Genomic DNA, 12,897 nt, shown 5'->3' on the forward strand with positions numbered 1-12,897 from the left:
GCATAACTGGACCGATTTCAGTTTACAACTATTTTGTCTAGATGCAATCTATACTGTCACAGGCGCAAACTATTTTGTCTAGGCGCAATCTATTTTGTTACTCTACATGATTTTGCCCAAGAATCAAAGCGACTTAATTCTTTTAATATTTCTTCTAATTCAGCGGTGATTTCACCTTCTTTGCCTTTTCGACCTTTAACATCGTGCCATATACAACGATGTGAGCCGCTTCGGAATCCCCAGTCCCGCTTTTCAGCTTGGCCATCAGGACTTTGCAGTGCTTTTTCATGGTATATATGTACTCGGGAAAACTCGGCAATGTCTGGATGCATTCTGTGCTGGTAACTAAGCCGTATTTGTCGTTGTTCCAAAACACTGGCTGGAAGTCCATCAGACAGAGCGGTGCCTTGTTTCTGATACTCTGTTCGTTCAAATCCAACTTGTAGTGATTCAAGGATAGAAGGCAGTGCGATCCTACGTACCCTGTCTATTGCAGTGAACGTATCTTTTTCTGAGTCAAATGGTAGTAGCGCTTTGATATCTTCCTCTAACTTATTAACAGTTTTAGAACTTCCGTTAGATTCTGTATTTAGGCGCTGTTCGTACATACGAGCCAGTCGCCACGCTAACTGGGATTCCCAGCTATCGGACTCGGTCTTGATTTTTGTACGAGTTAATCTCGAATGCGCTGCAAGTCGCATTTCTAACTTTTCCGGTAACGCAGGCAGCCCCCTTATGGTCGTCAAATCCAGGGGTAGGTGATTAGCATTCTGAGCGATGAACGCTGACGAACCAAGGACTACTGATGCGTAAGGGAGATCTGTCTTCGGACCTTTAGATGATGCAACCAATACATTTTTGGACTTTGCTTGCTGATGATAAAATTCAATTGTCTTTTCATCGTCAGTGCAAACCAAGGATACTTCTCGTTTCTGAATATTGATTTGTCGAGCAGAGAAAATATCTGCGCATGCTTCTCGCTGATAACTATCCTGTAAACATGGCTGCAAATTTACTTCGGTAGCTTCATCATCAACATAAGGTGAAAGCTGTTTTGGGTCTCCCACCATGATCCAACGCTTGGCAAGTACCGCTGGCACCAAAAACTCTTGAAAAGTTGTTTTTGATGCTTCATCAATAATCATCACATCGAAGATTGGCGATGTTGATTGTTTATTTTTGATATCAGGATGCTGAAGCAAACCAATAGTTGTCCCGCAAACTAAATTCGCCGCTTCAAGAACAAGACGCTCAACAATATGTTTACCTTCACCGACCTTACTTTTAAGTAACTTCTGACTAACTGAAATGTGCGGTTGTTGCTGAAGATGTTTTAGCAATCTTGTGCGTTCAGTTTTAACAAACTCTTCCAATTGCCATGGCTTTGCCTTTTGAGAAACGCTTGATTTATCTCCAATCCGTACAGGTAACACCATGTCGCGATAAATATTTTCTTCAGACATCATTCGTTCAAGAACATTGTCAACAGCAACGTGTGTTGATGCACAAAGTAAGATCCGCTTACCTCGCTTTATTAATTGAAGAATCAGTTCGCAAATGGCTGTAGTTTTGCCAGATCCAGGGGGGCCTTCAAGGAAGGCAAAGTCTGGTGTATTGAGTGCAATATTTACAAAATCACGCTGCTGAGATGTTCCCTCTCTTGCTCCATCGGTAAGAACGTAGTAGTCATCGTTAAATAAGTGCTCATCATAAGGAACATTCGGCCACTTAGCATGATCCTTACCTTCAAACAGCCTCAATAGCGGAAGATGGTGAATAGAAGGGGTGTCTTGTAAGCTTTGTAATGCATTAATCTGACACTTTAACTGGTATGTGTTTGGACGAATAACCAAATAGTCGTGGTCAGGTAAACGATCCAATAACAAGCTGTCATTCTCTACATTTCTGTCCAGGACTGAAATTGCGTTGGATTTATTGAATCCAACATTGCTTTGTGATTTACCCGTCAAATGCCAACCATAACCGTCTGGACACTCATACGACGACAGCCCATTGCCTAATTCACTCGCAATTTCGTCCGCGTGCTCCTCAGTTGCATAAGCCATTTTAGGTTTACCGTGACTTCTACAATTTGGGCATTCTCTAGCGGCACTACCCACGGCTTTCCATCTAGCGGGGCTTGCTTCGTATACCGTGTCGGTACTTTCATCTAAAAAGAGCTTTAAGTTCTTTTCGAAATCACCGCAGTTATCGGCAGGCTCAACTAATTGTATCCATACTCCACTTTGAGCATCGTCCAGCTTTTCCCAAGCTATCGCTTTAACAGCCTTCGTACTTTCTAGGTATTTTCGAGTGGTGTCTAAATACTTATAAAAGTCACCAAGACCACTCACTGCTTTACTAAGCAGGATGTCTGGCCTGTGAATTCCTAAGTTTGCGTATCTTAATAACGCCATGTTTCGTCCTTTGATCGAATAAGTTGTTCATCCTAAATATCAAGCATCGTGCCAACAACCTTCGATTCAAAGGCCTTATTAATTGCGCACCACCGAACAAATAAAGGTTTTTACAGAAAGGTATTTTTCACACCCTTTGGGTAAATTTATAACCTATAAGTACCATTTTGTACATCACATAACTCTCATGAAGCCAAGACAATGAAAAGAACCCAAACAACTTTACTTTGACTACTTTTAACTGAAACGCCGTCATGATAAACGGGTACGGGGTAGGATGACGCCCAAGCCGTCAGATATCTGGCCGCTTGGGCATTTTTTATTGTTATCAGGTGCACAGTAAAACGGCGCTGATTGCTGGAACTGTTGTGCTAATGACTTCTTGAGTGCTGGCAACGATAGGTTAAGGTTGCAGACATAACACTTTTATCGCCTACAAGCGATGACAGAAGCGCCGTTGCTAGCCAAACGGTTTAGCTGAGCCCGTTTTTTTACACCTATGTGGACTCGGTTAGATAGATTGAAGAAATCGCAATCTAACTAGGGGGCTTATAGCTCGTTGAGGATTGTTATAAACGAATTACTCGGCGTTTGCGTTAACAAGCCAATCATCAAGCACTTGCTTTAATTTATCTAATTGCTCTTGATGTTTTGCTTGATTCTTTGCCAATTTGTTAATATTCTGCAACTTCCAACGAATCGCTGGCAAGTCTGCTGCATTAGGATAGTCAAACAATGCCCAGTCAGGTTGCCCTCTTTTGAATGACATAAGGAAAGCATGATCCCTTTCTGTGAAATGTTTTTGCAGTTCAATTAACATCATGGGCCTAACAGAGGCTAAGTCTTCGCATTCAACTTTTTCAAAAGTCATTCCGTCAAATTCTGCCTGAAATTTCTCATTTAGAGGCTGCCAGTTTGGCGACATGACTTCATTAATAGGCCGAGGGTGACTTAATGTATAGGTTAAAAAACCCACCAAAATCTCTCTCGAAATCCCTTCACTGCCAAGTAACATACGCACATCAAATAAGTCGCGAGGATGTTGGCGATCCATTGCAGCACACAATTTTCCACCATACAGATCGGGAAGACTGACTACCTGAATCTCAGCATAACCAAACTCGTCTTCAACAGACTCTTGAACTGGCATTATTTCTGCCCTATGCAATGTACCTCTGGCGACGGGCGACACTTCAATTTTGATCGTCGCAACCGGACTTGATACAACGATTCTCAGTTCATCAGCTTTATTATCCTGAAATGCCGCTCTGATATCTGGTTGAATATTGATTCTGTCTGTAATGCGCTGCAATGCAGCCCTGACATTAATCAATGCCTCATCTCTTGGTTCAAGTGGAAGATAAGCAAGATCAATATCTACAGATAGCCGAGGAAAATCTCTCACAAATAAATTAATGGCGGTGCCACCTTTAAGTGCAAAAACCGTCTCTGTTGCTACCACAGGAAGCATTCTTATGAGCAAGGAAACCTGTTTGTAATATGGGCTATCTTTATCCATTATGTTGTTCACCTTTTTTGACGCTTAATATCTCTGGCACTGTGATTTGATATCGCTCATCAAAACGTCCTTTTTCGACAACCTGCCGCTTTCCTGCACCCAATTTAATTCTTGTTTCATCTATGCGATTGACCCACTGGTGATCGTAGTATCGACCCAGAAATAGAAATATTCGGTTTGCCTGAACAGAGCTGCTTCGCTCAAGAATATCTTGTACTTTTCTAGGGCTAAGATTGACTAAACCCTGAAATAATTCTGCGACATGCTCAAATGAAATCAGCTTCCCAATAGCGTCTACCACTTCATAGGCAGCAAGTTCTGCACAGCTGACAGTGAGTTCTTTCTCTTTAACCGTGATCCTTTTCAAATCTTTCTCGGGATTCACTTCAAGCTTATGATTTCCACAGTAAAACCAATTCTGATAAGGGAATTCACGAAACCATTTTGGTAAGGACGACTTATTTTTAACGCAAATCCAAACTTGCTCTTTGTTCAGCTGTAAATAGTGACTCAGTCCTTGGTGAGTTAAGCTGCTCAATCCAGCCAAATGAACTGAAACGCCCAATTGCACATCTAATGCTTGAATGGCATCAACCCAAGTTGGCTTTATATCGCCCTGCGCATCTGGACGATAATACACGCCAGAACATAGCTTCTTTAGCCAACCGTTCTGCGCGTACTTTTGAGCCAAGGAATAGCTCACACCGTTTTCAGTCAGCCATTGCTGAAGTACTAGCGCACCAGGAGAAGTATGAGCAACAAGCCAGTTTATTTTAGATGACATTTTAACACCAAAAGTATGAATATCACGAACAGTATAAACCATATAGTTTATTACGATAGGAATTTTAACACTTTAGGTATTAATATACCAAATACTGTAAACCAAGTTCGTTAATGTGGCGTCGCTGAAATGAAAAGGTCTACACAACATCACCAATAACCCGATGTTGTGTAGACCTAAGTTTGATTGCCTTAAGTGAACTGCCTACTGTGGTTCACATTCAGGGGCCCAGTAAGACGGCGCTGATTGCTGGAACTGTTGTGCCAATGACTTCTTGAGTGCTGGCAACGACAGGTAAAGTTGCAGACATAACACTTTCAACGACTGTTGGCGTATTGTAGAGACCCATACCGCCACCAATGCCCAAGGCAAAGGCCATCAAGCTTTGGCGAGCGATACCGCCCACAATACCCACCAGAACCATGGCTCCCGCTACGATCCGTCCCAAAGTACCTTGGGTCCAATCTTTTAGGGTATCCCACACATCGGTGAAAGCATCACCACCGGTGCCCGCAAATGAGGGCTCCGAAATCATTAACGCCATCAAACCAAGCGCACCAATGGTCATTAGGCGCTGAGTCTGAATGCTGCGAACTGCATTTGTCATTCGTTAGTTTCTCCGTAGATACTCAAGTTATCGCGCTTACCATCAGCTCCCGCTGAGGCTGAATCGCTTTGAGTCTGAAGTGGACGTAGCACTGGCGAAACCGTTCGAGTTGCGGACACCCCAATATCCCACCGGCGCGGTTCAATTTCGGTAAACACGTAGCTGGATAAATTCAGATCTCCACGGTCATCCTCCCAAGGCGCAATCCAAATTCGCATCACCCTTGAAGGAATGCGAATAGGTGCAGATTGCTGCGTCTCAGGTAATGCTGGATGGCTCAACAGTCCTGTTTCTAAATCAGATTGTGAATACCCAGAGGGAGAACCAATTCGAGTCGCCACAGCATCAATCGTCTTGGGTGCAGCGCCATTACTGGTAAGCTCATAGACTTCTCGAGCGGATAAACAGCGCACACCGTCAGGCATACCTGGGCATCCATATTCACTACTCCCAAGACCCAATGAACTACAGCCAGACAATAAGGTTGAGCCGACTGCCAATAAAAGTAATCCAGCTTTAGACCACTGTTTTGACTGGTGCTTTGGGTTGTTCTGCATTGATGTCGTCATAGTTAACTCTCCTCTGGATACACATCTTATTGTCTGAAACGAACTTCGATCGGTTAGCAACATGCAGGATTTTTTCATCTTCTTGCACCTCCCCCTTGCGAAGTGGCCAACGACAACGAGGCACCACGAGTGACGATTACTTCAATTTTCCTTGCAGCGTCTATCTCTATGACTGGGAACATATTTTCAGCCATGTCCAAATAGAACTTGGCCACTCGATCCAATGCTTTACCTGTGCCTTTAATCGCAGCGCCTTGTAATGCTTCTTGGCTCATGACTTGCTGGTACAGCTGAGTATCACCGGCATTACCCGTCTGAATCGTCGGAACAGGATTTACATCAAATGCGCCAGCCAAGCCCTGAAGGAATCCGGCCATCATCGATTTGGCCACCAGCTGGCCTTGTTTCGACACCAATCGGCCACGAATACCGGCTTTGCCGTCTTCACCCACGGCATAAGAATCCAGTCGTGTTTCAATGACGCCACCATCTTCTCTCACACATGAAATGGTCTCGCCTCGCAAATAAGCACGCTCAGAGCTCAAATCACCGTAACCTGCGGCGATCAAGAAACACTCTTTGATATCCGCTCTAAATCGGTTGGGTAAAATGGCTTCCTTTTGAATCCTCAGCAATGCAGGAAAAGGTTCGCGTCTTGCGGACTCGTGAGTAGGTGCATCCAAACCCGTGATCAAAGTACCCGAGATAATGCTGCCCGCCGGTAGATACAAAGGCGGCGCTTCTTGCACAACAACCTCTGGTTCAGCAACCACTTCAGGCTCAATCATACGAATCGTGATTGGCGGCAATGGAACATCTCGTGCTCGTGTACCTTGACCATTGACTGGCTGCTGATAGAGCGGATCAGGCAGCGGCGCATTGGCAAAATAGTCGTCTGGGTTAGACGGCAGTGGCTTTTCTTCTTTAGGCAATTCCATGGCAGATAAAGGCACTTCAAAGCGGCTATTTGTGCCTTCAACTGCTGCATCACCTCCAGCGCGAACATCATCAAGTTCCGCTCTAAGGCGGGCCAGCTCCGCATTGACCTCACTTGGTATAGAAGGCGAACCTGGGCTTAGCCGTCCTGAATCGACGTCACGACGCAAGCGCTCAACTTCACGACGTAACTGTTCATTGCGCTCACTGAGTAGTTTTACGTTTGCAGCCAAACTATCGACCCCAACATCACGAGTATTGGTATCCGTTAGAATGTGCCGGATCGTTTCCTGTCGGTTCCGACTGCTTGAGCCATCGTCAGGATTAGGTGAAAACACCATCACCATCAGGATGAGACCACCAGCAATACCGGCAACCGATAGGCCCCGCTTCATGTTCGGGCTCATTTGTTCCCATTGTGCTTTCATCGTTATTCACCTCCCACAAGAAGTGAAGGTCGCTGACTTTCCAACGCTTCTTCACGATGATTGCGAACAACCACATACAACTCAGTCTTTTCACCCAGCAACAAGATATTGCGAGGCCAGTAGGCGCTTGCCACTATATCTGGTGCATGACAGGCTATTTCACTGGCTTCTATCGGCTCATCGGCAAAGCTTTCAACCAGTCCTACATAGACGGTGAAGTAATGTCCCGTCACAATTTGCCCCTGCTTAAAACCAAACTTTAAGCCCGGCTGAAAACATTTCGGGCTTGTGTCAGTTTGGCCAGCTAAACGGATGTCATAGCCTTGTGGTAACTCATTTAGTGCAAGGCGTCTGAGTAAATCACGTAAGCTATCGACGTATGGCTGAGCCGTTTCCCAAGTGGCGGCTTTTCGGTTCACGACGCCCTTAATGGGCCACTGCTGACCATCAATAGCTAAGGTGATTTCACGCGGTGGAATACGACGAGGTACTAAGGTGACAGATAACGCAGGCGCTTCCTGACCAGTCGGAGTGATGTAAAGTGAAACCGGTGATTCTTTGTCCGTGGCCACATATACAACATTCCCCTTGATTTGCGTCTGAGCATCACTGGTTGTTCTCACCTGAGGCGATTCAAACGGCGTCACAATTCGATTCAGATGACCAAGTGCTACAGGGATCAGTTCATTAACCCCCGGTGTCATCAGTAGCGTTGTTGGCGTATCCGCTGCAACCGAATTGCTTTGAACCGGTGGATTTGCAGTAGCAGACTGCTTCATCACACTGGCTGGCACAATCGGCAATTCCACGTCTGCATACGACGCTTGAGATAACAGGACGCCACTCAAGCTCATTGCGATTAAGCTTGGTGTTATCCATCGACTAATTTTGGTTCGCATCATTCACCCTCCGGTTTTGCTCTTGGGTCAACTTTTCACGAACTCGCTTCGTTCTAGCTTGCCCCTCATACGTATCCATCCAACTGAGCTTTGGACGGTATTGCTCAATATCGATGTCAAACTCATAGGTGCGAGTTTGGCGCTGTTCATCTCCAGATGGCCCAGAAACCAAGGAATAACCGGTCACAAAGACATGGCCGGTTTCATACTCATACTCCACTTGTCTGGGTTGGAATTTGAGCGTGACTCGGTCTTCACGGATCTGTCTTGCCTGAATCTCCAGTGCATCGACCACTTGCTGGTACACCGCAGGTGAAAGTAGCGGCTCAATGGCAACCCGGATGAAAGACACATTACCCGGCGTCACGTTGCCCATAAGCTCAGCCAGGTAGAGTCCCCAGGATTCAAGGTAAGGTTGAGTGGCTTGGTTTCGTGACACTTCAGCCGTTTCAGACAAGGTTGGTGGTTGAATAGCTACCACGGTATTGCGAGAAAATGCCGCTATCGCAAGCAGCAAATTAGATAGCACCAGCACCGCAATCAGGAACCGTTGCCATCGGTTCTCTAATTGCGTGCCTTGCCATGATTTTAAAAACACGTCGAACTTCACGGCAGATAGCTCCTGATAAATGGGTTAGGGATTGTCTTGGCTTTGGTTGGCAACAGCCCGGCCCAGTAGATGGCGTGAAGAATAAAACCATCTGGGCGACCATCACGAAAACGCCGATAGAGCTTGGTTGTCACCAACCCCAACAGGCATAAAACCAAGGCATTACCGGTAAAAATGCCGATCACTAGCCCCAACAGGATGGGAGCCATCTCATCGGCACTCCAAAGCAGGAAGTGCGGCGGGTCATCGATATAGGACGGAATACTCACAGGTTCCATAGTCACTCCTTGTTGTTTGAATTGAGAAGTGAAGGATGCCTTGGGATTGGCAGGTTAAGTGGTCAGCTAGATGCCGAATTCTTGAAGGTTTTGAGGGTTCTACTCAGACAAGACGGTTAAGTTCTAGACAAACCGCGCAACCAGAGTTATCATTTATGATAACCTAAGTTAAGGATACCCATGAGCTGGAAGATCGACTTTTACGATGGCGTTGAGGAGCAGATCCTCGATATGCCACCCAAAATACAAGCTCGCATGATTAAGCTTTTAGAGCTGATGGAAAAGCATGGTGCAAACTTGGGGCCTCCTCATACTGAGTCTATGGGCGATGGGTTATTTGAAATCCGCGCCAAAGCTCATGAAGGTATTGGTAGAGGCTTATTTTGCTACTTAAAAGGGAAGCACATTTATGTGTTACACGCTTTTGTAAAAAAATCTCAAAAGACGCCCAAAAATGAGCTCAATCTTGCCAGAGATAGACAAAAAGAGGTTCAAAAATCATGAGTCTGCAAAAACTGAAACAACGTGCTTTAGCCAATGCTGAAGTTAAGAATGAGTACGATAAGCTTGAGAGTGAGTTCAGCTTTATTGACCAATTGCTTACCATGAGAACAAAGGCAGGACTTACTCAAGAACAAGTTGCTGAAAGAATGCATACCCAAAAGAGTAACGTCAGTCGTTTAGAAAAAGGTAATGCCAATCCAAGTTGGTCAACTCTTCTAAAATATGCTCACGCATGTGGCTTTGAATTAACACTCAAGCCACAAAAAATGAGTTAACGTAATTCATGAGGCCTAACTGGCCTCATATCTTCTTCTGCAAGTGGCTTAATGCCAACCCTGCCATCAATGCCAAACCAATGATCAGCGACGGTAACACCACTGGAGGAATGGCCAGCGGGGCGAACAATCCCATAAACAGCAAGATGACGCCTGAACCCAGAATTATCATGCTATAGCGGTGAATGATAGGGCTCGAAAAATCAAAGGTTGTTTTCTTAATCTTCCAGGTCATCAAGCCGTCCCACAAAGCCGGTAACATGAGAATAAACGCAAAGGGCAACCAGACCATCAGCAAAGCAAATCGAGTGAACACTTGGTACAACACATCAAAAAATGCCTGAATACGGTCTTCTACCCACACAAACCAAAAGCCTCCCATGTTCTCCATCCCTTTAGAACGCTGTCGTTGCTCTTCAGTGGGGATTAGAAAATCACGCACAGATTGCTCCATCTGCGTATCCACAACCCATGACTGATACCAGCGATGGCTAGTTTGACCAATCCAATAGCTTGTTTGTGCGCCCAATTGATTTTGGATCATCTGCTTCTCTTTACTAATGACTCGGCCAGTCCAATCACCGGGCACTAATACGCCAATGGCAATAATCTCCAGCATCAGTGCCAGACACAGTAGCCAAACCGACTTATGCTTGCTCATGCCAAACATCCTCTTCTACTCGTGCCAGCATGGCTGCAACGGTTGGCGTCATAATCCGGGCTTTAATCACTTGTTGAAGCCGCTTTGTCGTCGTATGACCACTGACATAACGCACCTCGATGCGTCCTTCAGCCAAATACGTCATCCGATTTGGACGATTACGAATCCAGGTGTAGAAATACACACCATCCACGGCGGCCCACTCAAAATGGTCAGGATCACGCAGGCGAATCCCCGTAAAAGCACTGGCGGCAGTCCAGGTCAGTGCCTCAATGAAATGCCAAAGGCGTACACTGTCATCATCACAACTGACTTCTTCATAACTGCCCAAACCATTACACAGACACAAATCAAAGATGGAATGGCCATCTAACGTGAGCGCATCTGTTAAATAGTCCGCCAAACAGTGCACTGAAGCCAAAGCATGAGGCCAGTCGGTTTCAAGCAGTCTTAAGGTTTCCTTGAACTGGGGGTTATGTTGCTGCCACTGAGCGAGCATTTCCTTACTGGTAAGTGTTGTCATTTTCAGACAGACAGAATGATGCATACAGACTCCTTATGCTGCCTGTGTAGAGCTGGTTAAAATAGGAATGCGACCTTTAATGACGCGGCCACCTGAAAGCTTGGCGATGTACTCTAGGTTGGGGAGCTGGCCTAATAACTGCGGTGGAAACATATCGCCTTCTTCCTCCATCAAGCGTTCGCCATGATTGCCGGTAAATAACGCGGGGCTGTCCGAGTTGGACGACATACCTTGAGTTTGCATGATGTACTGCAACCGAGTCTTAGGCAGATTGTCAGTAATGTACTGCTGCGTTTCGGTATCCATCACCCGAAGAGCTATCAAGTTGTTAATGTTACCTAACACCTGGCGTGCCTTAGCTTCGCTGCCTGTACGGGCTGCAAAGTCAGCAAAGGTCTGAGTAGCAATCACACAACGCATTTTTGCGCCACGGCCTTTGTTGAGCAGTTGAATGAAGGGATCGTTGACGACTTCAGCCGCCTCATCGATGAAGATATTTACGGGTCGATTATCAACACCATAGTTATAGCGGTCACCGGCCACAGCAGTGAGATCGGACAAAAGCAACGAGCCAATGGCGCTGCCAACCATGGCGTCGGTCAATGAATCCAAGCCGATATAAGCCACTTGGGCATTGTTGATAATACGGCCAGAATCCGTAATTAACCGGCTGTCATCCACGTCGTTTGCAATCGGTGATAGCAATGGACCTAGTTCACTTGATGTGAGCATATTGAGCACCGGCATCAATGAGGCCACCATCTTTGAATAGTGGGTTCTGTCATGCTCAAACATACTCAAAAGGCCCTCCAAATCAGTATTGGCGGCAACGGGCTGAATGCGTTCGTAGTAGAAAAGCAGCATCGCCATGGCTTGTTTAGCCAAGGTATTGGCCTTTTCGGTAAAGCGCTTGATCTCCACACTAAAGTTCGGATACACCTGCTCACCCCATGCCGTGACGGCTTTTACTACCAAGCCTTCTGGGCCACCTTCCAAGAATCGTCTCAGTGTTTTCAGATCAGGACGCTGAGAAGTAAGCAACAGACCTTGCACGATGTTATTCAGTGCCATTTGGCCAAAGGCTTTAAATGGATCAGCACCGGTTTCAGATGGAATTAATGCCGCAATTCGGCTGGCAATTTCAGTGCCCCGGTTAAAGTTTCTCAGGGGATTAAGCCGTACTGAATGCTCTGGAAAACCCGGATGAAAATACACAAAGCGCTCAGGACTACCGGCGGCAATACAGGCTCGCTGCGCATTATCCTTAAGTTCCTTGTCTCCCTTAGGGTCAATAATAATCACGGCTTCATTACGCAAAATGGCCTGGGTAATCATCGTATCAAAGCATCGGGTTTTTCCGGCACCGGTCGTACCGACAATTAAGGTATGGCCTTCTGTGTGACCAACTGGCTGGTACACATCTTCTTCTTTGGGCTCGACACCATGAATCCAGGTCGAACCCATTTGTTTGCCGTGACCTTGGTTAAGCAAGGTTTGCTTATCCCGCTTTAATATTTCATAAGCGCGTTGGGCATGGCGTTGGTCCCACTCAAAGCCATACCCTAACCACAGTTCATCAGGATGTTTTGCCATCACCTTTTGTAAATGCGAAAGCTCCATAAAAGCCAAAGGTTTGCCTTTTAGCCCCTTCTGCAACTTATAAAGACGGTAAGCCTCAGGCAGGCGATACAACGCCATGCCCGAGGAAATCCCTGTCATCCACCAAAATGGCTCAGGTGGTAACTCAGTGAGTATTTCTGCTGCAATTGCCCCAGTTGCCCCAACTAGCCAACCTGCTGCTGCCATGGCTTCATAGTTCGTGCGCCAGGGCATCTCGTATGCGTTTTCTTTCATTCATGCTCCGCAAAATAACCGTTTGCAATCCGC

At 46.0% G+C, this 12,897-nt stretch carries 14 protein-coding genes; 2 read left to right on the forward strand and 12 right to left on the reverse strand.

Annotated elements, in window-relative coordinates:
* Positions 1-89: 89 nt before the first annotated feature.
* The 9 genes from GTH25_RS15105 to traL all read right to left on the reverse strand — a co-directional run bounded on the left by GTH25_RS15105 (position 90) and on the right by traL (position 9,047).
* Entirely contained in the window at positions 90-2,417 is a 2,328-nt protein-coding gene (locus tag GTH25_RS15105; RefSeq protein WP_238795291.1) for an AAA domain-containing protein, read from the reverse strand.
* Positions 2,418-2,997: 580 nt separating this feature from the next.
* Positions 2,998-3,936, reverse strand: a complete 939-nt coding sequence (locus GTH25_RS15110) for a nucleotidyl transferase AbiEii/AbiGii toxin family protein (protein ID WP_054103802.1) — start codon at positions 3,934-3,936, stop codon at positions 2,998-3,000.
* A complete protein-coding gene (locus GTH25_RS15115; protein WP_434084288.1) occupies positions 3,929-4,762 on the reverse strand; it encodes a type IV toxin-antitoxin system AbiEi family antitoxin in 834 nt (277 codons plus the stop codon). Before GTH25_RS15115 ends, GTH25_RS15110 begins: the two co-directional genes overlap by 8 nt.
* A 178-nt stretch (positions 4,763-4,940) precedes the next feature.
* On the reverse strand, positions 4,941-5,327 hold the full coding sequence (gene traA, locus GTH25_RS15120) for a TraA family conjugative transfer protein (protein WP_164530709.1): 387 nt from the start codon (positions 5,325-5,327) through the stop codon (positions 4,941-4,943).
* Positions 5,324-5,896 carry a type IV conjugative transfer system lipoprotein TraV gene (gene traV, locus GTH25_RS15125; protein ID WP_164530710.1) on the reverse strand — a complete coding sequence of 191 codons (573 nt, stop codon included), beginning with the start codon at positions 5,894-5,896 and terminating at the stop codon, positions 5,324-5,326. Before traV ends, traA begins: the two co-directional genes overlap by 4 nt.
* 74 nt (positions 5,897-5,970) lie before the next feature.
* Positions 5,971-7,260, reverse strand: a complete 1,290-nt coding sequence (locus tag GTH25_RS15130) for a TraB/VirB10 family protein (protein WP_164530711.1) — start codon at positions 7,258-7,260, stop codon at positions 5,971-5,973.
* 2 nt (positions 7,261-7,262) lie between these two features.
* Positions 7,263-8,162, reverse strand: coding sequence for a TraK domain-containing protein (locus GTH25_RS15135; RefSeq protein ID WP_350421334.1), 900 nt, complete (start codon positions 8,160-8,162; stop codon positions 7,263-7,265).
* Positions 8,143-8,769 carry a TraE/TraK family type IV conjugative transfer system protein gene (locus tag GTH25_RS15140; protein ID WP_025441422.1) on the reverse strand — a complete coding sequence of 209 codons (627 nt, stop codon included), beginning with the start codon at positions 8,767-8,769 and terminating at the stop codon, positions 8,143-8,145. The genes GTH25_RS15135 and GTH25_RS15140 overlap by 20 nt, the downstream gene beginning before the upstream one ends.
* On the reverse strand, positions 8,766-9,047 hold the full coding sequence (gene traL, locus GTH25_RS15145) for a type IV conjugative transfer system protein TraL (RefSeq protein ID WP_000433891.1): 282 nt from the start codon (positions 9,045-9,047) through the stop codon (positions 8,766-8,768). The genes GTH25_RS15140 and traL overlap by 4 nt, the downstream gene beginning before the upstream one ends.
* Before the next feature lie 180 nt (positions 9,048-9,227).
* Between traL and GTH25_RS15150 the strand changes: the two genes are divergently transcribed.
* The gene (locus GTH25_RS15150; protein ID WP_164530712.1) at positions 9,228-9,551 is read left to right on the forward strand and encodes a type II toxin-antitoxin system RelE/ParE family toxin; all 324 of its coding nucleotides are present in this window, start codon (positions 9,228-9,230) and stop codon (positions 9,549-9,551) included.
* Positions 9,548-9,826 (forward strand): helix-turn-helix domain-containing protein, encoded by a 279-nt coding sequence (locus GTH25_RS15155; RefSeq protein WP_000058216.1) that lies wholly within the window; start codon positions 9,548-9,550, stop codon positions 9,824-9,826. The genes GTH25_RS15150 and GTH25_RS15155 overlap by 4 nt, the downstream gene beginning before the upstream one ends.
* 25 nt (positions 9,827-9,851) lie before the next feature.
* Here the strand turns inward: GTH25_RS15155 and GTH25_RS15160 are convergent, their stop codons facing one another.
* From GTH25_RS15160 to traD, 3 genes are read right to left on the reverse strand one after another with little or no spacing between them, the layout of a single operon-like run.
* A complete protein-coding gene (locus GTH25_RS15160) occupies positions 9,852-10,487 on the reverse strand; it encodes an IncC plasmid conjugative DNA transfer DtrJ family protein (protein WP_164530713.1) in 636 nt (211 codons plus the stop codon).
* Positions 10,474-11,034 (reverse strand): conjugative transfer protein, encoded by a 561-nt coding sequence (locus tag GTH25_RS15165; protein ID WP_164530714.1) that lies wholly within the window; start codon positions 11,032-11,034, stop codon positions 10,474-10,476. The genes GTH25_RS15160 and GTH25_RS15165 overlap by 14 nt, the downstream gene beginning before the upstream one ends.
* Before the next feature lie 9 nt (positions 11,035-11,043).
* On the reverse strand, positions 11,044-12,864 hold the full coding sequence (gene traD / locus GTH25_RS15170) for a conjugative transfer system coupling protein TraD (protein WP_164530715.1): 1,821 nt from the start codon (positions 12,862-12,864) through the stop codon (positions 11,044-11,046).
* Between the last annotated feature and the right edge of the window lie 33 nt (positions 12,865-12,897).

This window comes from Proteus terrae subsp. cibarius (genome assembly GCF_011045835.1).
GTDB lineage: Bacteria > Pseudomonadota > Gammaproteobacteria > Enterobacterales > Enterobacteriaceae > Proteus > Proteus cibarius.